This is a genomic window from Mucilaginibacter agri, assembly GCF_009928685.1.
Classification (GTDB): Bacteria; Bacteroidota; Bacteroidia; order Sphingobacteriales; family Sphingobacteriaceae; genus Mucilaginibacter; species Mucilaginibacter agri.
The window spans coordinates 293,129-319,412 of the sequence record NZ_WWEO01000044.1; the positions used below are offsets into that span (position 1 = coordinate 293,129).

The 26,284-nt window shown below is 42.1% G+C and carries 21 protein-coding genes; 12 read left to right on the forward strand and 9 right to left on the reverse strand.

Annotated elements, in window-relative coordinates; all coding sequences use genetic code 11:
* Positions 1-7: 7 nt before the first annotated feature.
* Positions 8-607 carry an isochorismatase family protein gene (locus GSY63_RS17560; protein ID WP_166587141.1) on the forward strand — a complete coding sequence of 200 codons (600 nt, stop codon included), beginning with the start codon at positions 8-10 and terminating at the stop codon, positions 605-607.
* A gap of 3 nt (positions 608-610) precedes the next feature.
* On the forward strand, positions 611-1,993 hold the full coding sequence (locus GSY63_RS17565; RefSeq protein WP_166587142.1) for an MFS transporter: 1,383 nt from the start codon (positions 611-613) through the stop codon (positions 1,991-1,993).
* 17 nt (positions 1,994-2,010) lie between these two features.
* On the opposite strand, the gene GSY63_RS17570 is transcribed toward GSY63_RS17565, so the two are convergent.
* Positions 2,011-2,583: an NADPH-dependent FMN reductase gene (locus tag GSY63_RS17570; RefSeq protein ID WP_166587143.1), complete on the reverse strand. Its 573-nt coding sequence runs from the start codon at positions 2,581-2,583 to the stop codon at positions 2,011-2,013.
* 248 nt (positions 2,584-2,831) lie between these two features.
* Here GSY63_RS17570 and GSY63_RS17575 point away from each other — a divergent pair, with 248 nt between their 5' ends.
* From GSY63_RS17575 to GSY63_RS17595, 5 genes are all read left to right on the forward strand, one after another.
* Positions 2,832-3,845 carry a fatty acid desaturase gene (locus GSY63_RS17575; protein ID WP_166587144.1) on the forward strand — a complete coding sequence of 338 codons (1,014 nt, stop codon included), beginning with the start codon at positions 2,832-2,834 and terminating at the stop codon, positions 3,843-3,845.
* A 338-nt stretch (positions 3,846-4,183) separates the two neighbouring features.
* Positions 4,184-5,410, forward strand: a complete 1,227-nt coding sequence (locus tag GSY63_RS17580; protein ID WP_166587145.1) for a hypothetical protein — start codon at positions 4,184-4,186, stop codon at positions 5,408-5,410.
* 4 nt (positions 5,411-5,414) lie between these two features.
* Positions 5,415-5,837: a QcrA and Rieske domain-containing protein gene (locus tag GSY63_RS17585; RefSeq protein WP_166587146.1), complete on the forward strand. Its 423-nt coding sequence runs from the start codon at positions 5,415-5,417 to the stop codon at positions 5,835-5,837.
* 7 nt (positions 5,838-5,844) lie between these two features.
* On the forward strand, positions 5,845-6,921 hold the full coding sequence (locus tag GSY63_RS17590; RefSeq protein WP_166587147.1) for an imelysin family protein: 1,077 nt from the start codon (positions 5,845-5,847) through the stop codon (positions 6,919-6,921).
* 20 nt (positions 6,922-6,941) lie between these two features.
* On the forward strand, positions 6,942-8,315 hold the full coding sequence (locus GSY63_RS17595; protein ID WP_166587148.1) for a di-heme oxidoreductase family protein: 1,374 nt from the start codon (positions 6,942-6,944) through the stop codon (positions 8,313-8,315).
* 70 nt (positions 8,316-8,385) lie between these two features.
* On the opposite strand, the gene GSY63_RS17600 is transcribed toward GSY63_RS17595, so the two are convergent.
* A complete protein-coding gene (locus GSY63_RS17600; protein WP_166587149.1) occupies positions 8,386-9,804 on the reverse strand; it encodes a glycoside hydrolase family 125 protein in 1,419 nt (472 codons plus the stop codon).
* 40 nt (positions 9,805-9,844) lie between these two features.
* The gene (locus GSY63_RS17605) at positions 9,845-10,939 is read right to left on the reverse strand and encodes a glycoside hydrolase family 2 TIM barrel-domain containing protein (RefSeq protein WP_208094584.1); all 1,095 of its coding nucleotides are present in this window, start codon (positions 10,937-10,939) and stop codon (positions 9,845-9,847) included.
* A 186-nt stretch (positions 10,940-11,125) separates the two neighbouring features.
* On the opposite strand from GSY63_RS17605, the gene GSY63_RS17610 reads away from it, so the two are divergent.
* From GSY63_RS17610 to GSY63_RS17630, 5 genes are all read left to right on the forward strand, one after another.
* A complete protein-coding gene (locus GSY63_RS17610) occupies positions 11,126-11,695 on the forward strand; it encodes an RNA polymerase sigma-70 factor (RefSeq protein WP_166587150.1) in 570 nt (189 codons plus the stop codon).
* Complete coding sequence (locus GSY63_RS17615) at positions 11,695-12,675, forward strand: FecR domain-containing protein (RefSeq protein ID WP_166587151.1); 981 nt, start codon at positions 11,695-11,697, stop codon at positions 12,673-12,675. Before GSY63_RS17610 ends, GSY63_RS17615 begins: the two co-directional genes overlap by 1 nt.
* 10 nt (positions 12,676-12,685) lie before the next feature.
* Positions 12,686-14,839, forward strand: coding sequence for a hypothetical protein (locus GSY63_RS17620; protein WP_166587152.1), 2,154 nt, complete (start codon positions 12,686-12,688; stop codon positions 14,837-14,839).
* A 67-nt stretch (positions 14,840-14,906) separates the two neighbouring features.
* Complete coding sequence (locus tag GSY63_RS17625; RefSeq protein WP_166587153.1) at positions 14,907-15,893, forward strand: hypothetical protein; 987 nt, start codon at positions 14,907-14,909, stop codon at positions 15,891-15,893.
* A gap of 124 nt (positions 15,894-16,017) precedes the next feature.
* Positions 16,018-16,401 (forward strand): hypothetical protein, encoded by a 384-nt coding sequence (locus tag GSY63_RS17630; protein ID WP_166587154.1) that lies wholly within the window; start codon positions 16,018-16,020, stop codon positions 16,399-16,401.
* A 197-nt stretch (positions 16,402-16,598) separates the two neighbouring features.
* On the opposite strand, the gene GSY63_RS17635 is transcribed toward GSY63_RS17630, so the two are convergent.
* From GSY63_RS17635 to GSY63_RS17660, 6 genes are all read right to left on the reverse strand, one after another.
* Complete coding sequence (locus tag GSY63_RS17635) at positions 16,599-18,221, reverse strand: SusD/RagB family nutrient-binding outer membrane lipoprotein (RefSeq protein WP_243749259.1); 1,623 nt, start codon at positions 18,219-18,221, stop codon at positions 16,599-16,601.
* A gap of 25 nt (positions 18,222-18,246) precedes the next feature.
* Entirely contained in the window at positions 18,247-21,669 is a 3,423-nt protein-coding gene (locus GSY63_RS17640; protein ID WP_243749260.1) for a SusC/RagA family TonB-linked outer membrane protein, read from the reverse strand.
* Positions 21,670-21,810: 141 nt separating this feature from the next.
* The gene (locus GSY63_RS17645) at positions 21,811-22,797 is read right to left on the reverse strand and encodes a FecR family protein (RefSeq protein WP_166587155.1); all 987 of its coding nucleotides are present in this window, start codon (positions 22,795-22,797) and stop codon (positions 21,811-21,813) included.
* A gap of 164 nt (positions 22,798-22,961) precedes the next feature.
* Positions 22,962-23,552: an RNA polymerase sigma factor gene (locus GSY63_RS17650; protein ID WP_166587156.1), complete on the reverse strand. Its 591-nt coding sequence runs from the start codon at positions 23,550-23,552 to the stop codon at positions 22,962-22,964.
* Between the two features lie 339 nt (positions 23,553-23,891).
* The gene (locus GSY63_RS17655; RefSeq protein ID WP_166587157.1) at positions 23,892-25,355 is read right to left on the reverse strand and encodes a glycoside hydrolase family 30 protein; all 1,464 of its coding nucleotides are present in this window, start codon (positions 25,353-25,355) and stop codon (positions 23,892-23,894) included.
* Between the two features lie 266 nt (positions 25,356-25,621).
* Positions 25,622-26,257: a peroxiredoxin gene (locus GSY63_RS17660; RefSeq protein ID WP_166587158.1), complete on the reverse strand. Its 636-nt coding sequence runs from the start codon at positions 26,255-26,257 to the stop codon at positions 25,622-25,624.
* Positions 26,258-26,284 lie beyond the last annotated feature (27 nt).

A 26,284-nucleotide genomic window follows, 5' to 3' on the forward strand; every position in this document is an offset into this window, starting at 1 on the left:
TAACCATATGATAACTGCAATTGACGCTAAAACAGCGCTCGTATTAATTGACTTGCAAAAAGGCATTACAGGTATGCCCACTGCTCACCCCATCCAACCCATAATCGAGAAATCTGCAGAGTTGGTTGCCGCGTTTCGTAGCAAAAACCTGCCGATAGTAATTGTTAATGTAAATCCTTTAGGTGCCAAATGGACACAAACCCGTGTTGAAGCATCTACTGCACCTAAAGGAGAAGAAGCTATTGCTCAGGCACGCGCCATGATGGAACAGAATGGTTTTTTCGACATTATCCCCGAAATTAAAACCGAGGGCAGTGATCTTTTCATTACCAAAAATACCTGGAACGCTTTTTTCAATACACCGTTGCACGATAGTCTTCAGAGATTAGGTGTTACCGGTATTGTACTTGCCGGCGTAGCCACCAGCATTGGTGTTGAAGGTACTGCCCGCGCAGCCAGCGAATTTGGATACAACATTACGTTCGCACAGGATGCCATGACAGACATGAAACTCGACGCGCACGATAATAGCCTGAAAAATATATTTCCCCGCATTGGCGAAGTTGATAGCACCGAAGCAATCGCCAACATGCTGACAAACAATTAATACATGCGCAAGGAAGTAAAAGACGAAGAAGTATCCCTCAGGTTTATGATGCCCCTTATACTGGGCACCATGATGAACCCGCTTAACTCTACCATGTTGGCAACCTCGCTGTTTGCCCTTTGTAATTCATTTAAGGTAAGCGTTGGCCAGGGGGCTATACTTATTACTTCGTTATATGTAACTTCTACCATTGCCCAACCACTGATGGGACGGTTGGCCGATATTTTCAGCCCGAAGAAGATTAACACTCTTGGATTTATATTGGTATTGATTGCCGCGCTGATAGGCGTTTTTGCGCCTGCATTCTCCTGGCTTATTGCGTCGCGCATTTTCTTGGGGCTAGGTACTTCTGCAGCTTACCCATCGGCCATGGCTATTATCAATAAAAAATATGCAGCTATCGGCAAACCGGTACCGGGCCGGGTGCTTGGAATAATCGCAACATCGGCACAAGTGAGTATGGTAATTGGGCCTGTATTGGGCGGTTTATTAACGCAATGGCTGGGCTGGCGGGGTATCTTCTTTATTAATATCCCATGGGTACTGGTAGCATTGTTTCTATCAAAATCCATCCCCAATTATGGTGCAGCAGCCGCAAATCCTTCTGTAAGTCTCTTCAAAAGATTGGATGTTCCCGGCATTATGATATTCAGCTGTTTTCTATTAACGCTGCTGTATGTTTTGATGCAACCCTTTGCCTGGCTCCCACTACTTATACCAACGTTTTTATTAGCAGCACTCATAATTTGGGAACGCAATCAACAGTCGCCGTTTATTGATGTAAGGCTTTTAGCAACTAATCCGTCTTTACTTTTGGTGTACGTGCGCACGTTGGCCACTACTTATGTTTTGTACCAGGTATTATACGCCCTGCCGCAGTGGCTAGAAGCCGTTAAAAATCTTAGCCCTGCAAACACTGGGTTAATTATGCTGCCCGAATCGGCAATGGCTATGGCGATGGGCTTGTTAGTTTCTAAAAGCACCAAACTATTCCGGCAAAATTTATGGGGCGTAATGGCTATGCTACTCTGCTGTATTGCCTGGCTCACGCTTAATGTAAATAGCACTGTATTTTACATCTTTCTGGTTACGCTGGTAATGGGCTGTGCCGAAGGTATAAATATCATAGCCAACCAGGCCTTGCTAAATGAAGAAGCCCCGCTGGCTCAGAAAGGTGTCTCGTTTGGCTTATCCAGAACTTTTGGTTATCTGGGTGCCATCATTTCCGGTTCACAGATCAAGGTGTTGTTTCACAATGGTGTTACTGATCACAACTTCCATATCATCGGCTACACGGTAATGTATTCGTGCGTAGCATTGATGATATTGTTGATTCCACTTTGGTTTAGAATGAGAAAGACCGAAAACTTAAAAGGAGCGGTTTAATACCGCTCCTTTTTCTATTATTTATCTTCCTTAATGGCTTTCATTCCTTTAGTCCAGCGCACCAACTGATCTAACATTATTTTGGATGCGCCAATGAGTCTTTCGTTAGGTATAAAAACGCCTTCTTCATTAACCAATTCGTTTACAAGCGGCACGTTAACCATTTCGGCAAGCGACACTACTTTAAGCGATAACAGATCGGGCTTTAAATTGGCAATAGCCCTAACCCCAGCAAACGGACCGGCAGAATAACCCAATATACCGGCAGCTTTATAGGCCCACTCGTGAACAAGGTATTCTATGGCATTTTTTAAAGATGCCGGGTAGCTGTAGTCATACTCGGCGGTAACAAAGATAAATGCGTCGGCCTCATCAATTTTCGCACTCCAGGCTTTGGTATGGTCGTGCTCGTACTGGCGCATAACAGGGTGCACGGCTTCGTTCATTAAAGGAAGGTTAACTTCCCCGAGATCTAAAACCTCAACTTCAAAAGCGCCATGTTTGCGGGCTTCTTCGGCAATCCAGTTGGCTACCAGGGGGCCTTTACGGCCCGGACGAACGGTAGATGATATTACTTTTAATTTATACATTTTTCGGTGTTTGGTAAATGATACTTACTATCTGCAAATATATAAGCCTCTGCACAGCTGCAAAACCTCTGCAATACTTATGCTACAATAAAAATTCAAAATTGAGGTTTAAACTTGACAGCTTATCTGATTTTTTGACAGCAACGCAACACTTTGCTTAAAATTTTGACGATCTACGAATAAATATTTCATAATAAATTCATAATAGGTCGCGCTAAAAGTTTATTTTGCGGTAATTTCCTTAATTTATGATAAAGAAAACTGATTTCATTTACTCATCAGAGTCCGAACCACACCGTATTCGTACTAAAAAAATGCTGAAGGAGTTCCCGCATATCCGCGAGCTTATTGGCAAAAACCCGCTTACTATTTTTGCTATTATTGGCGTTGTAGCCTTTATGGTTGCTTTGGCCTGGTTGGTACGCGATCAATCTTGGTGGGTAGTTTTTCTGGCGGCATACTGTTTAGGAGCGTTTGCAGACCATGCGTTATTCGTTTTAATCCACGAGTGTGCACACCATTTGCTTTTCAAAAACAGATCGGCCAATCGCTGGGCGGGCATTTTAGCCAACACCCCGCAAATTTTTCCAAGTTCAATTTCATTCGAATATTACCATATCAAACATCACTCCTTTCAGGGTGTGCACGAGTTAGATGCCGACTTACCTAACCACTGGGAAGCTAAGTTGATTAACAACTCATTTATAGGTAAAGCATTATGGTTGTTATTCTTCCCATTCTTTCAACTTACCCGCTTATCACGTTTAAAAGAGATCAAAGCTTTTGATAAATGGGTTGCTGCAAATTACCTGGTACAAATCGTTTTCACAGCGGCTGTGTGGTATTTTATGGGCTGGCACTCTATCGTGTTCTTATTGCTGAGCTTCTCGTTCTCTGTAGGCCTGCACCCACTTGGCGCCCGCTGGATTCAGGAACACTATTTAACCCATAGCGAAGAGCAAGAAACTTATAGCTACTATGGCGGTTTAAACCTGGTTGCATTTAACGTAGGTTTCCATAACGAGCATCACGACTTTCCTTCTATCCCATGGAACCGTTTACCTAAGGTGAAGAAAACCGCGCCTGGATATTATGATACTTTATTCTACCATAAATCATGGACCATGTTGTTCTTCCGTTTCCTATTCGATAAAGAGATTTCGATGTTTAACAGGATACTAAGAAAAGAACGTGGTAAGGTTGCGTTAACAGACGTATCGAAACCCGATCTGGAAATAACTAAAATGGAGGCTGTGCATTAAGCACAGCCTTTTTTGTTTTATAACTATCGAAGTGTGGCTCAGTGAGCTCCGAAATTGATTATCAGACCGTCCAGGTTTGACAATTAAACCGCCTTTAACTCTTTTTGGAGAAAGTGAAAATTGAAGTGAGTAAAGTTAAAAATCACGTTCAATTCGATCAAAAATCCAGAATTTATACAGATTCACAGCCCATATTCCTGCGAGGATAAATACCCACTTTATCGTATTAAAATTTTCTAATCAATTTCTAATAACTGACGAATACGTCTGTAAATCAACGCTGTTGCTATTTGGACTTAATCTAAATATGGATACTTTTGCTCGATTCAAAAATTTCGATGCAAAAAATATTTACGTTCGCCCTGCTTCTGTTTGCTTCTTTAAGTGTGTTTGCCCAACAGCCGCAACCCCTTGCAACAACTTCAGAAGATTCGTTATCCCAAAACATATCTAAAACCTCCACAACCATTGGCGGGTATGGTAATGCTTTCTATCAGCGCAACTCTAACCTCGGTACGGCCAAAATGAACCTCGAACGCGGGGTACTATTCTTTGGGCACAAATTCAACAACCAGATCTCTTTCTTTTCCGAATTGGAAATTGAAGATGCCAAAGTAACCGGCGGCAAAAGTGGTGGCGAAGTAAGCTTTGAACAAGCCTACCTTAAATTTAACCTTAACGCCAACCAATACATTGTGGCAGGTTTGTTTATACCACGCATTGGTATATTAAACGAAAACCACCTCCCCAACACCTTCAACGGTAACGAGCGTAACTATGTAGAAACGCTGATAATTCCCGCTACATGGCGCGAACTGGGTGTAGGGCTTTACGGTAGCCTTAACCGCTTGCCTATTAACTACAGCGTAGGGATAATGAATGGCCTAAGCTCGGCAGATTTTACACATGGTACCGGTTTAATGGAAGGCCGTTTTGAGGGCAGCAATGCATCGGCAAATAACCTGGCGGTAACAGCTTCACTACAATACTATGTGGGCGATTTTAAGGCGCAGATCTCTGGCTATTACGGCGGCACAGTAGGTGTAAGTAAAAGAAAAGCTGATAGTTTAGGATTAAACTCGGGCATATTTGCAGCACCTGTAGCATTGGGTGAAGCTGATATGCAGTACTCGCACAACGGCTTTTCGGCTAAGGTACTGGGTACGATAGTTTCTATTAAAGATGCACAGAGCATTAACCGTGCCTATGCCAACAATACCCCCGAGATGGAATACGGCGCTTATGCCGAGTTGGGGTATGACCTCTTGTACAAATTAATTACCCATACCCACAAGCAACAATTGATACTCTTTGTGAGAGACGAAAAGCTGGATATCAACTCCAAGATTCCGTCTAACGGCATTATTGATGGCACGCTCGATCAGAACTACATTGTTTCGGGCTTAACCTTTTTACCAATCCGCAATATTGCATTAAAAGCTGATGTTCGCCTGGTACATACCGGCAAGCAAAATCCAAGTCTTATTATCAACCCAAACCCTGCTGCAGTACCCTACCAGCAGAATAATAACCTCGTTAACCTAGGCATGGCATTCTCATTTTAAACTTATGGAAAGAAGAGACTTTATAAAACAAAGCTGCGCATTATGTATGATAGCCGCCGCGGGTGCAGTAATCAGCAATTTATCATCATGCGCTACTTTACCGGTTTATCAAACCGCTATCAATAATCAGCAGGTTACGGTACCCACGTCATTGTTCGATAAAGGCAATTTGCAGATCGTTCAGCCAAAGGGCCTCTTCTACAACATTGCTTTAAATAAAGAGGCCGACGGCTCCTACACGGCTCTTTTATTGCGTTGCACACACGCCGATAACCAGTTAATTACTACAGGTAACGGTTACAAATGCAACCTGCATGGCAGTGCTTTTGACAAGGAAGGCCACGTAACCGTTGGCCCGGCAGAAAAGCCTTTGCGCAAATACCCAACAGAAATTAATAACGGACAAATAATCATTCATTTAACATAACATCTATATGAAAAAATCACTACTACTTTCACTGGCCTGCGGCGCTGTTTTGGCCATAGCAGGTTGTTCAAAGTCACATAACGACGACACACAAACAAACGATGCTACCCTGGAGGGTAAAGTAATTGTTGACTTTGCTAACGTGCTTGCCAATCCTAACTATGCAGATTTACAGGCCAAAGCCAGCACATTAAAAGATGCTGTAAATACCCTGGTGGCAACACCTAATGCTGCTAACCTGCTTGCAGCCCAAACTGCATGGAAAAACACACGCGTGCCATGGGAACAATGCGAAGGTTTCTTATTTGGCCCGGTTGAGGATTTTGATTATGACCCAATTATGGATACCTGGCCGGTTGATAAAAACGAGCTTGATGCCATATTAGCAAGCAGCAACCCACTAGGCGTATCTGATGTTGATGCGCTTCAACAATCGCAAAAGGGCTTTCACGCTATTGAGTATATTATATTTGGCCCGGGTGGCACTCAAAAGGCGGACAATATTACCGCCCGCGAGAAAACTTATTTAACATCTTTGGCACAAAGCCTTTATAACACCACTGTTCAATTAAAAAACAGCTGGGATCCTTCTTCGGGCAATTTCACTAAACAAGTAACCTCGGCTGGCAGCGGCAGCACAACTTTTGCTACCCGTAAGGATCTATTTATTGCTTTGGTTGGCTCGATGGCTGATATCTGTGGCGAAGTTTCGAGCTCGAAAATGGAAGTTCCTTTTGCAGCTAAAGATTCTACCCTTGATGAGTCCTCTTTCTCACACAACTCTGTAGCCGACTTTAAGAATAATATCACCGGTATCTTAAATGCCTATATGTGTACTTATAATGGCGCCGGCGGCACAGGACTAAATCAATTGGTGGCCTCTAAAAATGCTTCGCTTGATGCCAAATTACAAAGCCAGATGAAAGCCGCTATCGCAGCATTCAGCACCATCACCGTTACCTACGAAAGAGCTATTTACGAGCAGCCAACACAGGTTAAAGCAGTGCAGGCATCTATCAACACACTGCAAGCCACCCTCGAGGGCGACCTGACTAACTTTGTGAATACTAATATTAAAGACTAATAAGCCAAGCGGCAACATACGTGAGAAAGATTAAGGTTATAGGTGTATTATTAATACTGATGATTGTTTTGGTGCAATGCCAAAAATCATCAGTATTTCCTGACGAACAATATGACGATCGGCTTTCGGGAGGAGTAGAAACTGTTTTCGATGCCACCAGTAAGGCGTTTAGTAATATGTTTACCGAACTGGGGGTTTACGACGAACACGTGCATTCATTGGGCGATGATGTATTTAGCCGAACCTTCGTATCTGCGCCTGCCCCTATTAATAGCGGTCTTGGCGCCTTATATAATAACGTGTCGTGTATCTCGTGCCATCACAACGATGGTATCGGGCTGCCAACCGTTGGCGAACTACAGTCATCCATGTTGGTAAGGATCAGCCTGCCAGGGACTGATGCCAATGGCGGCCCAGTTGCTGTACCTGGTTATGGACTGCAATTACAAGATAAAGCTGTGTTCGGCAAAATGCCAGAGTGCAAAGTAAATATCACCTATACCTATCAGGCCGGTACTCTCGACGATGGTACAAGTTACATTTTGCGTGCACCTAGTTATACCTTAACTAATTTGTATACGCCTATAAACGGCAATTACATGCTTTCGCCGCGCCTGGCTCCGCCGATGATTGGTTTAGGGCTGCTGGAAGCCATACCAGAAAGCCAGATTGTTGCTGGCGCCGACCCTAATGATGCCAATGGCGACGGCATTAAGGGACATGCAAACTATGTATGGGATGCTATAACCAAAAGCAAACAGTTAGGTCGTTTTGGATGGAAGGCCAATACCGCATCAATTATAACGCAAGTGGCTTCTGCCTTTAACCAGGATATGGGTTTAACTACCAGCATTCTGCCTGTGGAAAACAGCTTCGGCCAGTCGCAAAACGATGGGTTAAAAGACGATCCGGAAATTGCAGACACCCTGCTTAATGCAGTTAAGTTTTACGCCCAGACCTTGCGTGTACCTGCCCGCAGAAATACGACCGATGCCACAGTAAAACGTGGCGAACAGCTATTTGCATTAGGTAAATGTGTTAATTGCCATAAGCAGACCTTTACCACAGGGGTCGACGTATCCAGAAAATATATGTCGAACCAAGTGATACACCCTTATACCGATATGTTGCTGCACGACATGGGACCTGGCTTAGCCGATAACCGTACAGATTATCTTGCAGGTGGACAAGAGTGGCGCACCGCACCGCTATGGGGTTTAGGACTATTTGAAATCATCAATAATCCTGGCTACTATCTGCACGATGGCCGCGCGCGCACGCTAACAGAAGCTATTATGTGGCATGGTGGCGAAGCAGAAGCATCAAAAGCTTATTTCTCACACCTCTCAACATCGGATAGAAACGCGATGCTGAAATTTTTAAAATCACTCTAAAACAAAATTTTATAGCTGAAAAAAAAATCTGCTGGCTCACACCAACAGGTTTTTTTTCAGCTATATTTTCTTATCCGAGCAACTGCGGCTTGGCTTTATAGGTTTCCCACAAAAACTCACCGAACAGCGTATTGGCCCAGGCAAACCATTTACGGGTAAAGTTCTTTGCATCATCTTTATGAAAAGACTCGTGCATAAACCCGGTACCAGCATGAGTTGATCTTAAAGTTTCTACGCAGTGTTTAATCTCCTGATCATCGGTGCTGGTTAAACCGCGCATAATGATACCTAGGGTCCAGATCATATTCTTGCCTGCATGCGGACCACCAATACCTTCTGCTGCCTTACCCTTGTAGTAAAAAGGATTATTGCTTGATAAAAGCATCTTCCGGGTATTAATATACACCGGATCATCGGCAGGGACGGCGCCGATATAAGGCAAGCCCAATAAGCTCGGCACATTGGCATCATCCATCAGGTTAAAGCTTCCGAAACCGTTTACCTCGTATGGATAAATTTCACCATAAGTGGGATGATCGATTACACCATACTTTTGCAGTGCGGTTTCTACTTCCGTTGCCAAGGCAGATAACTCTGCTGCCAGTGCATCGTCTTTGCTAATGGCTTTAATCATGTCTGCAGCTTGTTTTAAACTTACCACTGCAAAGAAGTTAGAAGGAATCAGGAACAGATAGATGGTGGCATCGTCGCTGGGGCGGAATGCCGAGCAAATAAGCCCCACCGGATTAACCGGGTAGCCATATCCTCCCAAAGGAACGCTATCTAAAGCCCAGGCTGTTTTGCGCTGAAATGAGTACGGACCGTCGCCGTCTTTACGTTGCTGTTCTTTAAAAGTTTTTAATATCAGGGCGATAGATTCTTTCCAACGGCTATCAAACGGCGATGTATCGCCAGTTAATTGCCAGTATTTATAGGCCAAACGAATAGGATAACATAGCGAATCTATCTCCCATTTACGTTCGTGAATGCCGGGTTGCATTTTGGTAACATCACTAGCCCACTCTCCTACTTTGTTAGGATCATTATAAAAAGCATTAGCATAAGGATCTTTTAAAATACAACCTACCTGATGGTTTATAACACCGGCAATTAATTGTTGCAATTTTTGATCCTGCTTAATGAAATTGATATACGGCCAAACCTGCGCGCTGCTATCACGCAACCACATGGCGTCAATATCGCCTGTAATTACATAGGTATCGGGGCGATTATTTTTGGTAGTAAAGGTTACTGTAGTATCCAAAGTATTTGGAAAGCAGTTCTCCATCAACCAACCCAATTCAGGATTTTTTACATTAGACTTAAACTCGGTGATGGCCTGCTCTATTACTTTACTTGTAAAGCGTCTTTTATTTGCCGCTGTACGCACCACCGGAAAATCTGCAACCGCAGCTATGGCCATCGACCTGCTCGCCAACAGTCCTCCGCTTAGTAAACCGGCCTGCTGTATAAATGTTCTTCTTTTCAAAATAGTATGTATTGATTTTATAACCGTCTAAACTACATCTTTATTTTGAAATGCCATTTAATTGCCTGATCAAATCCACCTCTTTTTGGCGGTACGGTGTGCCATCTTTTCTAAAAATGTCGTGAAACCATTCCTCCGGTTCGCTGCCATCGGGCATTGGTTTCTCCCACGAGTACATGGTGTTTGTTTTACCGGCAACAAAGCCCCAATTAATGGCGCCCACGTTTTCTTTCTTCAACATTGGCATTACGGTTTCGAAACGGCTGTTATGTGTACGGGCCATATATTCGGTACAGATCAACGGTTTTCCGAATGATTTAAGGATTTGAACCACTTTGCGGTGATCATCTACCGGCGAATAATCATGATACGTGATTACATCAGAATTGGATATAATAAATTGGTTGATGCGCTCGAAACTCCAGTCCCACACGCCTGAGGATACGGGTTGGTCTGGATTAGCCACCCTTGCCCATTGAAATACTTTGGTGAGCAGCGGTAACGAAGTTTCTTTTTTATTACTGTTGCCGGCTTCGTTAAATAAGTCCCACATCAGGATGCGTTTATCGTGGCCGAAAGTGCGGAGTATGTCTTTCACATAGATCTCCAACTCGGCAATTTTAGCGGGGTCTTTGTAAGCAGGGTCGCCCGGATCTTGTAGCCATCCTGAATTATGTACGCCTGTTTTTGGTTCCGGCTGTTTACCTACCTGCGCTACCGGGTTCCAGCAGTCGTCTAAAAACACAAACAGAGGTTGTATATGGTGTTTATCGGCGATAGTTAAAAACTGATTAATTCGTTTTTTAAAACCTGCCGGGTCTTGTTTATAGGCAAGACTGTGTAGAAACACGCGAAGGGTATTAAAACCGATGCCTTGCGCCCAGCCCAATTCTTTATCAATAGTCGCCGGATCGAAAGTATCTGCCTGCCACATTTCTAGCTGGTTAATGGCATTGGCCGGGATGTAATTGGCCCCGCTTAGCCATTTGTGCTGTTTATACCAGTCGTTTGCTTTTTGCGCCGACCAAACTTTGCCTTGAGTATTACCCGTTTTTTGCTGTGCCATTACATTAATGCCCGACAGCATGGCAACACCTACAACAAGTGTTGCGAGTTTGTTTTTAATATACATCATTGGTTCAGATAGATATTGTTTAATTGGTATGCCTAATATAGGGCAGATTATGCAAAACCAATAGAAATTGTGCACATCGATAATGATCTTAATTAATTTCTGATTTTTGCATAGGGGTACATCGGCGTTTTGTTGTCTGATGTTAAAGCAAAAGCAAATTATATAGACACAGTTTTGCAGAACGACTTGAACGATAATACAACTTTTAAGCTTTACCTTGATAAGGACGGGCAAGATCTGGACTCGGTATATCTAACCCATTATGCCGCGCTGCATCAATATGCCTATACCATGCTAAACGACGGGCACATGGCCGAAGAAATGGTGCACCAGGTATTTCTGAAACTAATGGAACGCAGTGAACCCTTGAACATCCATACTTCGGTAAAGGCGTATCTATACAGATCGGTAAATAATGAGTGCCTCAATTACATTAAGCACCAAAAAGTTAAACAAAGCCATCAGACTTATACGATGAACACCATGAATCATCAGACAGAAAACCCGGCGGGCAAACTTCAATATAAAGAACTGGAGCAACACCTCCGCAAGGCCATCAATGATCTGCCCGAGCAATGCCGCATTATTTTTCAGATGAGCCGCTTTGAAGAATTAAAATACAGTGAAATAGCAGCCGAACTGGGCATAGCAGTAAAAACGGTGGAAAACCAAATGAGCAAAGCACTTAAAAGGTTGAGGTTACAGTTGGCCGATTACCTGCCCATACTACTTTGGTTATTAATTAACTTGATGTAATGGAAGCAAACGCACAAAATATGGAAATGGACGACGATATGCTGATTACCTATCTGCTTGGCGAGGCTAGTGCCGAACAAGCTGTAAGGGTAGAGCAATGGCTAACACAAGATGTGGCTAATCGCCTTCGCCTGCAGCAATTTAGCACCATTTGGGAGACGAGCAAGACTATGCAATTTGCAGAACCGCTTGATGCCCAAGCCTCTCTTCTATCCCTAAAACAAAAAGCTATTGAACGCCAAACCCAACAAGCGCGCGTGGTGCGAATGAAGCGTAACTACGCCTGGCTGAGTGCAGCGGCTGCCTTTCTTTTAATCTGCACTGCTGGCCTATTGTTTTTTGTAAGGTTTGCTAACCGACAGATGGAGGTAAGCACTGTAGAAACAATTACAACCGATACATTATCAGATGGATCCGTTATTACGCTAAATAAACGCAGCCAACTAAATTACCCTGCAACGTTTACCGGCAACGAGCGCCGGGTGGTATTGCAACATGGTGAAGCCTTTTTTAAAATATCGCCCAACAAAGCAAAACCATTTATCATCAGTACTAATAATACTACCATCAGGGTGGTGGGCACGTCCTTTAACGTTAAAAATAAAAATGGCAATGTAGAGGTAATTGTAGAAACCGGCGTTGTACAAGTGAGCCGCAATGGCAACATGGTTACGCTTAAACCAGGCGAAAGAGTATTGGCTAAAACTAACGCACCGCTGGCTAAAGAGCAAAACCCCGACCAGCTTTATAATTATTATCGGAGTAAAGAATTTATAGCAGATAATACACCTTTACGTCGCGTAGTAGAGGTACTGAACGAAGCTTATGCTGCCCACATCATTGTAAGCCGGAAAGAGCTGAACAGTCTTTTACTAAATACTACTTTTAAAGATGAATCGTTAGATGATATTTTACAGGTGATCAGCCACACATTCAAAATTTCCGTCGAGAAAAAGGGTAACCAGATCATTTTAAAATAGCACGTTTTTAATGATCGAATCTTACTACAAATTATTACGGCAGGCAACGCTATTAGCATTTATGCTGGTAGTTTTCTGCGTTACAGGCTTGCAAGCCCAAAGCATTTTGAGTAAACCTATTTCCGTTAATTTTAAGGACGAAAATTTAGCTACCGCATTAAACATTATCAGCATAAAGGGAGGATTTTATTTTTCTTACAATGGTGGCATTATACCCAAAGACAGTTTGGTTAGTTTGAATGCTACCGATATACCTGTTTCCGCTATTTTGAGCCGCTTACTTAATGGCAAATATGAATTTGGAGAGCGAAAAAACTATGTGATTATCACCCGCGCCCTCCCCCGTTTAGCGCTTATTAATACCGATATCACCAATGATAATAATATGTACTCGGTAAGTGGCTTTGTGATTAATGAAAGTACCGGCGAGCGCATGATGAATGCCAGCGTGTATGAAAAAGAACAGCTGGTATCAGGACTTACAGACGAGCATGGTTATTTTAAACTAAGATTTCGGGCTCCCAATCCGGGCTCAGTCGCCATTACCGTTAGTAAGAGGCTTTACGTGGATACCACCATGCGTTTTCTGCAAACGGTATCGGTTAATATGCGTAATGATAAACCGGGGTATAAAGATGCTGCCGAAAAAGGCCATAATATAGAACGTACCGGTTTGGGGCGCATGTTTATATCTACCCGACAAATGATTCAGTCGATGAATATCCCCGATTTTTTTGCCAGCCGACCGTTCCAGGTTTCATTAACGCCGGGGCTAAGCTCGCATGGCATGTTCAGTTCGCAGGTGATCAATAAATTCTCGGTAAACCTGCTTGGCGGTTATACCGCGGGTGTAAATGGTTTCGAAATCGGCGGCTTGTTCAACATCAATAAGCTCGACTCTAAATACCTGCAACTTGCTGGTTTGTTTAATCTGGTAGGCGGCAGGGTCACAGGTGCGCAAATAGCCTTGGTAGATAATATCGCCTTAGATACCGTTAGAGGGCTACAATTTGCAGGCTTTATTAACAAAGCCGAAAGCGATATGCATGGGGTGCAGTTAGCAGCACTTTATAATGAAACCCATAAACTTAAGGGTGTACAAATAGGGTTATTCAATACGGTCGACACGTCGATGGGTGCGAGTATTGGGCTTATTAATATTATCAGAAATGGATTCTACAGAGTTGCATTTTCTACCAATGATTTAACTAACACCAATATTTCCCTCGCTACCGGCACGCATAATTTTTACAGTAAGTTTCAAATAGGTGTAAATACAGTGCCTAATAAAATGATGTACGCTTTAGGACTAGGCCTGGGGCATGATTTTATGTTTGGAAACAGATTCTATATATCGACAGAGGCCGCCATTAATATTGCCAATACGGGGACGTTTGATGACAGATGGTTTCAAGGCAAGCTGCTTTTAAATGCACAGCTAAGCAAGCATCTTAGCTTATTTGGTGGCCCTGTTTATAACAATTATCGCCATAGTGGTACATGGCATACATTAGGCTATAAAAATGTTACCGACTTGCCCGACTATCCTGACATGGTAAATAATAACCATCAAACCAAAAAATGGATCGGCTGGGAGGCGGGCATTGCCATAAATTCTGTTTTTAAACCTGGAGAAAAAAGGGATTATAACCTAAAGGATTGGTATTTGGGGATAGCTAGTATTGCAGGTGTAGGTGATACTCCCTATCAGCGAATATTAGGTACTGAACTATTTGCGCAACGCGATCTAAGTGGAGGCATTAGCGGTACACTATCAACTGGTTATACTAATTATCATGCAAACTATAACAACTTCTATTATTACTTACCTAATGAGCAAAATGCTGATCAACATCGCAATTTCAACATTATCCCTGTTAAAGTTGGCGTGCGTACTTATTTAAGCAGGAAATTCTTTTTTGCGGGCGAAATTGGTGAAGCGTTCGGACTTAACAGCACATTTCAAAACACTTACATCGCAGATCCTAACACTAATTATTACATCATTAGAACCATTCATAACTCGTTTTTGTACGCTGTGTCTGCCGGCTACAGTTTTACTAACGGGTTGGAGGCTGGCCTTAAATACGAAGGCTATACTAATTTCGCGAGCGTTCGCCAATTGGCATTTAGGTTTGGCTACCGGTTTAAATTAGGTAAATAATTTTTGCTGTGGTGTGGGGGTAAGCGGCAACTAGGTAGTCATTACTCCAAATAAAAAGCACACAGCAATGTTTACAAAATCATTAATTAAATTTTTTACTGCATCAGTTTTTCTATTAATTTCCATATCATCATTTGCGCAAGGCGATGGCTGGCGAATTGGATTTGGTATTAGTCCTGGAGTTGTTCCCAACGGGCCATTTAAATATTCGCTTGGTGGAGATATCCGTTTACAAAAGAATTTTACCGACCGACTTGCAGGAACCCTATCGGCAGGGTTCACACATTTTTTTGAAAAAGACCATTTTACCGGATACTCTCAATATGGTAGCCCTTATAATGTGATACCTGTTAAAGCGGGTATTAAAGCCTTTGTTACTAATAATTTTTATGTTGGAGCCGAGGCCGGCGCAGGTTTCGGTTTTGAGCAATGGAGAACTTCTTTCTTGTGGTCGCCGTCTGTTGGACTAGCATTTAATAATGGACTCGACCTAAGTGTCCGCTACGAAGATTTTACCCGCAGCAGTGCCACCAGAGATATTTCACTGCGCATAGCTTATGGACTTAATATGCGCAAGTTTGGCATCCACAAAAAAGCCAATGTCGACAAGTCTGACTGGAAGCTTGGTTTAGGCCTTAATCCCGGAATTTCCACTACAGACGGCTTTGTGTTAGGAGGCGAAGCTGGAATTTATAAAGCACTAACCAGCAATCTTGAAGTTTATGGAACAGTTGGTCTTACGCACTACTTTAGTCTCTATCACAATTATTACACGGCTAACGGAATGGGGTATCTGTTCGGCATCAAAAAAGGTGCAGAAAACTTTGTACCGGTTAAGGTTGGATTAAGATTGTATGCTGGTAACCAGTTTTACGTTAGCGGCGACGCTGGCGCGGCTTTTGCATCAGATGGCAACACTGCTTTCACTTACTCCCCTGCCATTGGTCTTACCTTTAAAAACGGTGTAGACATTGGCGCCAAGTACGATGGATTTGCCGGCTTCTATATTCCAGGGACTGTATCATTGAAACTGGCTTATCGATTTAAACTATAAATCTCAAGCTAAAGCATTTTACTAATTAGCTAAAGCAGCCTTCACGGGCTGCTTTTTTGTTTACTGGGAATACCAATTAAACCTTTGCTTTTCTTTTCACTCTTACTTACAAAAATTAACAAAAATGAAAAAACTGATTTTAATGCTGGCATTTGCCACCGGTTTAAGCACTTTAAGCTATGCGCAAACTACCCATAAAACTCCACAAGAAAGAGCAGCGCATCATACTCAAACGCTGCAAAAGAAATTGAATCTTAGCGCCGACCAGACTACCAAGGTTAATGCAATTTTACTTAGCCAGGCGACACGAGTTGATAGTTTAAAGAGCGTTGCCAAAACATCTGACAAGAAAGCAAATCATAAAGCTTTTAAAGACATTAAGGTTACTACCGATGCCCAGTTGACTGCCGTTTTAAATCCCGACCAAAAGAAAGCATACGAAGATTGGAAAGCTGCCCACAAAGGAAAGCACGATCATAAAAAGGACGATGCTAAAACCCAGGGATAATTTTAAAAGTATGAGTTACCAAAAAGAGCGCCTCAAAAGGGCGCTCTTTTTTTTGAATATGCCTAAACGAAAAAATCCCCGCCGAAGCGGGGACCTTAACTAAACAATCCAAACAAACTATTGACTATTAACTGATAACACTCTCCTGTTTGCAGATTCTTTCGATCTAACTCATTGCTGAATGACCGTTAATATTATTAAAAATTAGCCTTATTAACATCCCACCATACACGGGTACCACCGTTATCCGGGCCGCCTAACGCTTGTACTGCTTTCTGTACTTCGGCGCCATTAGTAGTGTATTCACTGGCAGGATAAGCTAACCTGCGGATCTGTATTTGAGTATCAATTGTACCACCGCTATTGTTAATTACAACAGGGAACAGTTTAGGATAACCTGTACGACGATATTCTGTCCAGGCTTCCTGACCTTCGGGGAACATGGCGATCCATTTTTGAGTGATGATACGCTCTAATTTTTGCTCGTTAGATGCGCTTGCATCCCAAGCAACCGTAATGGTTGATAATGCAGGCGAATTGTTAGCCGCATTAGACGGATCAACATAAGCAATTGGTTTGCTGGTAGCATCGCCGGTATAATTACCTGCGTTTACACCCCATTGCGCCATTGAAGTGGTGATACCTGTATTGTAATCAGTTTGAACATCACCAGCGCCGGTCCAGCCACGTAAAGCAGCTTCTGCTTTCAGGAACCATACTTCACCCGCAGTCATAAACAACATAGGCGATCCCGATGCAAAACCGGTTCTGGTAGCCGCGATATCTGTATTAATGTTCAATATAGAATAACCGCTGTAACCTGGTTTTGAAGTAACTGCTGTGCCGATACGGATACCTTTGTAGGTGCCTGCAAAACGTGGATCTGTAGCCGGTGAAGCCATAGATGCCAAACGCGGATCTTTATAACCCACCAGGTAAGATTCCATTGGTGCACCTAACGAAATATCAGACCAACTGGTGCTAATTACATTAAGCGGGTTGTGGTAGCTTCCGCCTGCAATACCAGCATTGTCGTCATTAGTAGTTAATACACCACCGCTGGCAACATCAAGCGCTTTAACCGCCTGTGCTTGTGCAGTAGTTGGGTCTATCTTCACAATGTGCATCGCTAAACGCAATCTCAACGAGTTTGCCAGTTTAAGCCATTTGGTATAATCACCGCCGTAAACTAAATCGTAAGGTGCAAAGGGTGTTTTACCAGGGTTAGCTTTGATAAAAGTATTAAGATTAGCTACTGCAGTGTCCAATTGCAGGAAGAACTGATTGTAAACGCTCTTCTGATCATCATAAGGGGTGTTGATTAATGTTTTACCCGCAGCGCTGTAAGCAATTGGTCCGTATTTATCAGTTATACGGTGCATGGTTTCTACCTTTAATATCAAGGCTACGGCCCATTTATCGGGAGCACTGTTTTTTGTACCTGCCTTGGCAAGCGCATTTATGGCGAATAACGACGTAGTGTAACCATCAATAAAAATCTGCTGATTCCAGCCATCAACCAAACTATAGGTCAAGTTGTTAACGTTGCCACGAAACGGGTCGGGCGACATCATGTATCCAGAGTAACAGTCAGCATTTAGGTTTTGATCTAATTGGTAGTTACCCTCTTCGCCAAATAAAGCCGTTTGAATGCCTGGGAATACCAAACCCGGATCGTAAACACTTACGCCCGTGTTATCCGTATCGTATTTTTCGAAATTCTTTTTACAACTGTTCAACCCTAATATGCCTAATGCAAGGAGGATTACGATACCGTATCTATAGCCGGCACCTACCATTGTCTTATAATGTTTTTTCATTGCTTCTATTTTAAAGAGTGAATAATTATAACGCAACATTAAGGCTGAAACCAAAGTTGCGGGTTGCCGGCTGGTTAAATACATCTACACCAGAAAGGCCATTTCCGGTAGACATGGTAACCTCGGGATCGTAAGGAGCTTTCTTGTAGAAATAGATCAGGTTCCTTCCGGTCAATGATAATCTCAGGCTCTTAAAAAAGCTGTCTTTTATTGGGAATGTATAACCCAAAGCTGCCTCGCGTAATCTAACTACAGTTGCGCTGTACATGTATTCGCCGCTCACGCCATCACGACCACCAATTGTGTTATACCATTTTTGCGGATCAACAGTAGTTACAGCCTGCCCGGTTGGGTTAACACCATTTACAGCTACGCCACCTGCGTTACGCGCATCGCCTGTTGCTTTTGATACACCGTATTTATCCATCATGGCTTGGGTTAACGACAATACTTGTCCACCAAATTTGCCATCAACCAAGAAGCTGAATGAGAAACTGTGGTAGGTGAAACTATTATTCCAGCCTAATTGGAATTTAGGGTTAGGGTTACCAATTTTTGTAAAGCCACTATTTACTTGTGGATTGCCATCTGTACCTATAATAACATGACCTTGTGCATCATGTTGCAGCGTAACTCCATAAATATCGCCAAATGAACCACCGGTAGCTAATACAGACTCATAGCTATTATTTAAACTCGGGGTTAAAATAAACTGGCTTATACCATCTTTAGAGTCAACATCTATTACCTTATTGTTGAAAGTTGAACCGTTGAAAGATGTATTCCAGTTCAGCTTGTCGCCTTTGAGTACATCGTATCCAACCACAAACTCAATACCCGAGTTTTGAATATTACCCGCGTTCACAAAGCCTGCACCGTAAGTAGTTGTAACCGATGGAGCGATGCGGAAGAATTGGTTTCTGGTATTTGATTTATAGTAAGTAAAGCTTGCACTTAATCTGTCGTCGAAGAAACGCAGATCGGTACCAAACTCGTACGATTTTGTTCTTTCAGGTTTTAGTTGAGGGAATGGTGCTACTGAGTTTAAGTTAACACTACCACCTGTACCAAAGTGAGTTAACGGATTAGTTACATAATTTGGTACCGTGTTACCAACCTGCGCGTAAGTACCTCTGATCTTAGCATAAGTAATTGCTTTCGGCAAAGTCAGCATTTGGTTTAAGATGAAAGACAAACCAGCCGATGGATAAAAATAAGATCCGTTAGGTGTAAAGGCTAAATTCGACGACCAGTCATTTCTACCGGTTAGTGTTAAATACACCCAGTTTTTGTACGAGATGTTAGCATTACCAAATAGAGATTGTATTTGGTTGTGGTTTGCCTGTAAAGTAGTTACCGGCGGGGCACCAGCTGCTGAGGTCAGGTTTTCTGGTATGAATACATTTGGTACTAATAAACCAGTACCTGCGTAAGTATTGTTTACGTCCGGACCAATGCTTGTACCGCTGGTTATCGCGTCGGTTACACTGGCACCCAATACACCGTCAATTTTAATATCAGATTTCATTGGTACGGTAAACGTTAATAATGCATCGCCGTATTTCTGTTCTGTTGTTTGATTAGAAAGAAGGAACTGTCCGTTTGGACGAGCGTAAACGCCGTTAGTACCAGCGTACAGATCTTGTTCATAAACATCAGTTGTACGATCTAGGTTACCTCTAACCTGTAAGCTCAACCAATTGGTAAACTCATATTTTAAACTTCCATTAATTAAGAGGCGGTTACGTTGAGCAACGCTTGGGTCGCGGTTAATTGTCCACCATGGGTTTTGCTGAACGTCTTCGTTGAAAGCCCAGTTTTGAGTTGGCGCGCCATTACCGCCCAATACAGCAGGCAATTCGTAATTGTTCTTATACGGAAGGATATCCTGTCCGCGGGGGAACAAATACAAACCTGTTAATGGGTTTAAGTATAAACCTAAACCTGGCGCATTATTAATTTTTTGGTCGATATAATTTACGTTCCCATCAACAGTTAATTTGTTGTTGAAGAATTTTGCAGTTTCGCGCAGATTAAAGTTGTTACGTACCAATTTGTTGGTTGGCTCAATGCCACGGGCATCGGTATTTGCATACGAGAAATAAGTTTGTGCAATATCGTTACCGCCAGATAGATTGATAGAGTTGGTCCAGTTTCTGCCGGTTTGATAAAAATCCGACAGGTTATCATGGGCACCGCTTATTGCGCCGCCCCAGCTGTAAGTAGAACCGGGCGCTGTTTGTCCGTAGCTATTTTGAAACTCTGGTTTATCAGCAATTTTATTAACGATAAATGAGGAGTTAAAATTGATCTGGGTTTTTCCCGCTTTACCTTTCTTAGTAGTGATCAAGATAACGCCATTTTGCGCTTGGCTACCGTATAAGGCTGATGCTGATGCTCCTTTTAACACAGAGATGCTTTCGATATCCTCTGGGTTAAGGTTTGATATACCGTCGCCACCATCCTGGTTGGTGTTGGCCGACATAGAGCTTCCGCCCTGACCTACAGTTGTTCCGTAAGTACTATTTGGCTGACCGTTTGCATTTGAACCGTTTGAGATTGGAATACCGTCGATAACGTATAAAGGCTGGTTATTACCACCTGCAGATTTATTACCACGTAAAATTACTTTAGCAGAACCACCCACGCCTGATGCACTTGGCGAAATAGTTACGCCGGCAACCTTACCGCTTAATGAATTCATTAAGTTGTCGCTTTTTACGCGGGTAAGTTCATTACCAGACACCTGTTGGGTAGCATAGGTAAGTGATTTTTCTGATTTTTTGATACCTAATGCGGTTACCACAACTTCGCCTAATTGCTTAGCATCCTCTGTAAGCACTACAGCTATTGCAGCTGAAGACGCTACCGGGATTTCCTTTTTCGCATAGCCGATGTAGTTAAATACTAATACATCGCCAATGTTGGCATTGATATTAAATTTACCTGCGGCATCTGTAGTTGCACCTTTTGTTGTACCTTTTATAGTAACGGTAACACCAACCAAGGGTTGGCCAGTTGCATCTTTAACGCTACCTGTAACTTTATCTGCGTTGGCATCGCCGGTTTGGTCGGTGGCGAGCTGTGGAAGGTCTTCTATATTTTGGGCTACACCAACGTAGTTACCAACCATTTTAAATTGTAGCTGAGTTTTATCCTGTAGTGCCGTTAAAACGTCGGTAAGTTGCTGGTCTTTAATGTGCAAGGTTAATGCGGGCAGCGTGCTTATCACTTGTTCATCATAAACAAATGTTATTTTGGTTTGCTGCTCTATACGTTTAAAAACTTGTTTTACACTCGCTTTTACTACGTTTAGGTTTACCTCCTGGGCACGCGATCCGGTTGCCATCAGTAGTGAGGTACAACATATCTGTATGCCGATAATGATTGTAGAAATGCGCATGCATTTTCGGAGTATGGGCAATACTTTGCCGTAAAAATTTATCATATTTGTTTGGGTTTAATGTCATAGTTAACCTAAGCCAGCTGCATATGGGTCTCAAGCATATGTGCAGTGGCTAATCTTATAGCCGGAGGCATTTGCAGTGCTTCCGGTTTTTTTCCCTCTTAGCTGCTAAGCAGGGAACAGTTATTTCACAACTACTGTGCTATCATTGGCTATCTGATATTTAAAGTGTTTAGTAAAACTTAATATTTCCATTATCGTGTCCAGATGCTGATTACCCAGTTTAATGGATATCCTTTCATCCAGTAATTTTTTATCCTGAACGGTTATTGTGGTGTTGTATTCCTTCTCCAATGCCTTAAATACGTTGCCCAAGCTTTCCTGATCAAACACGAAGTTATTTTTACACCAGGCGTTGATGGCTATTTCTTTTACGGGTTGGGTTACGATGGTGCTATTAACCATATTGTACAATACGGCTTGCTGTTTGGCTACCAGCATCACAGCTGGCTTATTATTGTTAGGCATCGTAACCCCTACTTTACCGGTTACCACACTAACGCAGGTTTTACCCTCTTTGCCATAACTATTTACGTCGAAGGAAGTTCCAAGCACGGTGATGTTGAGGCTTTTGGTTTTCACAATAAACGGATGCTTATCCTCATGCTTAACATCAAAAAAAGCACGGCCTTCCAACAGTTCAACCGTACGGGTTTTACCCTCAAAATTTTTAGGGTATTTAAAAACCGAGCCTGCGTTAAGCCATACTCTTGAACCGTCGGCAAGCGTAATATGAAGCACCCGGTTCGACGGCACGTTAATTACCTGCTTTTCCTTATCGCCAATCATGGTTTTAACTGAAGGCAGCATAGCATAACACACAATAGCTAAAACAGCGGCGGCCGAGGCAACTGTAACTAGCAGCTGCCTCATTTTATGCTTTGGGCGTGCAGGGGGCGCAGCATTATCGCCGGCGTGCATTTTGCTATGGATATTTTCAAATATCCTTTGCTTTACATCGGCTTCTGTTTCGTTATCGTTCGTATTTATTACTTCAGTACCGCCAGCGTAAACCGTATCATACCACTGGTCTAACTTCTGCTTTTCTTCAGCAGTAGCTGTACCATTAAGGTATTTTTGAGCTAACAGTTTCAATTCATTAAGTCCCATCGAAATTTATTTATCCCTATTTATACACTAAGAGAGTATTTTTCTGAAAATACCCTTGGTGTATTAGTAAATATTTCAAATTATTTTTACTAAGTGTAATAAATACACCAAAATTTCATAAGAAAAGAGATAATGTTTTAAAAAACAACAAAGAAAAGAGACAACTATTTTTTGAAATGCTCTAAAAAAATAAGAAATACCAAAAGTTCGCTAGTTGCACTACCTAAATTCGAGCGAATAATGCGCAAAGCTTTTGTTAAATGACCTTCAGCGGTTTTTTGCGACATGTTAAGCATCTGCGCAACGTCGCTTAGTGACTGGTCTTGAAGTTTGTTGTATTGAAAAACCAACCTGCATTTCTCAGGTAGTTTATTGGAGAGTTCGGTAATGATCTGCAAAAGTATTTTATGATCTACGTTGATCTCAGATATAGCAGCCACATTTAACAGGGCCACGTTATCTTCTTTTACTTTGCATTTCTTTTCGCTGGCTATGTAGTGATACACGCTATAGCGTGTCATTGCAGAAAGGTAATGATTGAGGCATTGGATATTAAGAGCATCCCGCTTTTTCCATAACGTCAGGAAAACTTCCTGCACTATTTCTTCTGCAGCGTTAGTATCCTTTAATAATTTATGGGCTATATAATATAACCTGTCCCAATAACGGTTATAAATCTCTGTGAAAGCTGATTCGTCGTTGTTTTTTAACGAATGGGTTAATTCATCATCATTTTGTAAATGAAGGTTGTTCACAGGTTTAAAAATTTAAGCTAAATTTATATAAAATTAATATATGTTACTATATCAATTATGCTAAGTTGAAAAACTTTTTTAAATATTTTATTAAGTAACCCAAACTTTTAACAAAATATTATTTAACTAACTTTTTATAGCCCCTTTAATACTTAATTTGCATTAATACGCATTTATCCAAAACTTATTGTACGCAGCATCATCAATAACAAACATCTGAATATGTTTAGATTTTAAATAAATAACAAATAAAACCTTCTAACGGCTGTTTTCAAAGTATATATACTAAAAAACCCGGGTTATTGCCCGGGCTTTTTAGTTATATTATTTTAACAATAATTACTCCACAATAAGTGTCGACATAGAGTGAGGTAAGCTTTCTGTTTTAGCTGCTTTACCCTTTATCCATAAAAAGTACGGAATTTTATCGTCACTCTGGTTCATTACAATTACTACGACTTTGCCATCTGGGTTTTGGAAAGCGGTAGATAACAGTTTGTCGCGGCTTGCAGCTACAGCGATACGTTTTGCACCTGGTTTAACAAATTTAGAGATCTGACCGATGTAGTAGAATGCGTTGGTGTAGATCAACTCGCCGCTGCGGGTGTCAGCGTGCACCGGCGCAAAGCAGAAGTTACCAACGTGGTTAGGTCCACCTTTTTCATCTAACAAGATGTTCCAGTCAGTCCAACCTGCAGTACCTGCATTGAAATCGTTAATCATTGAGTAACCATATTTCTCACCCAAAGCCCAGTCTTTAATTTTATCGTAATCAAATTTCTCCAGGCAACCTTCGGTAAACATTAATTGCTTGTCAGGGAAAGCCTCGTGTGTGCGGCGTTCGCTTTCGAAGTTCATGCCGGCACCAGTCCAGGTTTCGTACCAGTGGTAAGCAATACCCCAAACATATTTAGCAGCATCAGGATCGCCTAAAATAGTAGAGGCTTGTTGATACATCAAATCGCGGTTATGATCCCAGGCCATTAACTTTTTGCTGCCTAAACCTGCTTTAGCCAAAGTTGGACCTAAATATTTTTTAATAAATACGCGCTCGTCATCGGCAGTATAAATGCACGACTCCCAGCTTTGCGTAGCCATTGGCTCATTTTGCACCGATAAGCCCCAAACAGGGATGCCTTTTTTCTCATACGTATTGATAAACTTCACGTAGAAATTAGCCCAATTCTGCGCAAATTCTGGTTTCAGTTTACCTCCACGCAGCATGTTATTGTTAGTTTTCATAAAAGCCGGTGGGCTCCATGGCGTAACAAACACATTTAGTTTACCGCCTGCTGCTGCAATTGCTTCTTTAATAAAGGGAATACGATATTTTTCGTCGTGCGCAACGCTGAAAGTTTTCAGGTCCGCATCGCCATCTGCAATGTAGCTGTAGCTATCGCTAGAGAAATCGCTGCTTTGAATATGGGTACGGCCCATGGTATAGCCTATACCATTAGTTTTATCAAAATAAGCAGTCATCAACTCTTTTTGCTTGTCTTTAGGCAACTTGTAAAAAGTTTCGGCCGATGCATCTGTTAAGGCACCACCAATACCAACAAGGGTTTGGAATTTCTTATCCGGATCTACAAATACGCTCACCTCGGTCTCGGCCGGTTGTGGTTTATCTGTAAAGCTCAGGCTTTCGGTAGCACTGATTTTTAAATCGGTATTTTTTGCTGTGGTAAATACCTTCACCCCTTTATTAGCTACTGTATACTTAGTTGGTTTAGTTTGACTAAAACCTGATTGCATAGCAATAAGCCCACACGCGGTGGCATAAAGAAAAAGTTTACTTTTTTTCATAAATTAATAGATCGAGTCAGATTGTCCGGTTTATATCTGGGCGCCATTACAGCGCATCGAAAGCGCCAATGACAATAATTGTTCAAGTATATAAAAATAATCTTAAACGTGTTAAAATTACACCAAGGAATATAAAAAATTAGAAAAGCTAACCTCAGGATACTTCAATAAAAAAGCACGGCGCCATCTAAGGCTGCCCGTGCTTTTTTATTGAAATATTATTGATACCATTACCAAACCTACAATGGCGCAGGTATCAATAGCAATTATTTATTCGGCTGAGGCGTTAAACGTAAATAAGGTTTAACTTCCACATGCCCTTTAGGGAATTTCGCCGGGATGTCTTCGTTTTTAATAGCTGGTGCGATAACGACTTCCTCACCATCTTTCCAGTCGGCGGGAGTTGACACACTGTAGTTGGCCGTTAACTGCAATGAATCAATAACGCGTAAAATTTCCTGGAAGTTTCTCCCGGTAGAAGCTGGGTAAGTAATGATCAGTTTAATAGTTTTATCGGGCGCTATGATAAATAGTGAGCGCACGGTAGCAGTTAATGATGCATTAGGGTGGATCATATCATAGGCTTCGGCTATTTCGCGGTTTTCGTCGGCAATGATCGGGAAGTTAACTTCTACGTTCTGCGTTTCGTTAATATCGTTTATCCACCCTTTATGTGATTCTACCGAATCCACACTCAGGGCGACAACTTTAACATTGCGTTTGTCGAACTCAGATTTCAATGAAGCTGTGCGGCCCAGTTCGGTTGTACAAACCGGCGTATAATCGGCAGGGTGCGAAAACAATACCCCCCAGCTATCGCCTAAAAATTCGTAAAAATCGATATCCCCTTCCGAGGTTTTTGCTTTAAAATTTGGCGCTTTGTCGCCTAGTCGTAAACTCATAATATTGTTAATTTTTATGTTAGTATC

Coding starts and splice junctions, on each gene's coding strand:
- GSY63_RS17620 (WP_166587152.1), top strand. CDS start 12,686: ATGATCGAATCTTACTACAAATTATTACGGCAGGCAACGCTATTAGCA.
- GSY63_RS17640 (WP_243749260.1), bottom strand. CDS start 21,669: ATGATAAATTTTTACGGCAAAGTATTGCCCATACTCCGAAAATGCATG.
- GSY63_RS17560 (WP_166587141.1), top strand. CDS start 8: ATGATAACTGCAATTGACGCTAAAACAGCGCTCGTATTAATTGACTTG.
- GSY63_RS17575 (WP_166587144.1), top strand. CDS start 2,832: ATGATAAAGAAAACTGATTTCATTTACTCATCAGAGTCCGAACCACAC.
- GSY63_RS17630 (WP_166587154.1), top strand. CDS start 16,018: ATGAAAAAACTGATTTTAATGCTGGCATTTGCCACCGGTTTAAGCACT.
- GSY63_RS17645 (WP_166587155.1), bottom strand. CDS start 22,797: ATGGGACTTAATGAATTGAAACTGTTAGCTCAAAAATACCTTAATGGT.
- GSY63_RS17635 (WP_243749259.1), bottom strand. CDS start 18,221: ATGAAAAAACATTATAAGACAATGGTAGGTGCCGGCTATAGATACGGT.
- GSY63_RS17660 (WP_166587158.1), bottom strand. CDS start 26,257: ATGAGTTTACGACTAGGCGACAAAGCGCCAAATTTTAAAGCAAAAACC.
- GSY63_RS17605 (WP_208094584.1), bottom strand. CDS start 10,939: ATGATGTATATTAAAAACAAACTCGCAACACTTGTTGTAGGTGTTGCC.
- GSY63_RS17625 (WP_166587153.1), top strand. CDS start 14,907: ATGTTTACAAAATCATTAATTAAATTTTTTACTGCATCAGTTTTTCTA.
- GSY63_RS17565 (WP_166587142.1), top strand. CDS start 611: ATGCGCAAGGAAGTAAAAGACGAAGAAGTATCCCTCAGGTTTATGATG.
- GSY63_RS17655 (WP_166587157.1), bottom strand. CDS start 25,355: ATGAAAAAAAGTAAACTTTTTCTTTATGCCACCGCGTGTGGGCTTATT.
- GSY63_RS17570 (WP_166587143.1), bottom strand. CDS start 2,583: ATGTATAAATTAAAAGTAATATCATCTACCGTTCGTCCGGGCCGTAAA.
- GSY63_RS17580 (WP_166587145.1), top strand. CDS start 4,184: ATGCAAAAAATATTTACGTTCGCCCTGCTTCTGTTTGCTTCTTTAAGT.
- GSY63_RS17585 (WP_166587146.1), top strand. CDS start 5,415: ATGGAAAGAAGAGACTTTATAAAACAAAGCTGCGCATTATGTATGATA.
- GSY63_RS17615 (WP_166587151.1), top strand. CDS start 11,695: ATGGAAGCAAACGCACAAAATATGGAAATGGACGACGATATGCTGATT.
- GSY63_RS17590 (WP_166587147.1), top strand. CDS start 5,845: ATGAAAAAATCACTACTACTTTCACTGGCCTGCGGCGCTGTTTTGGCC.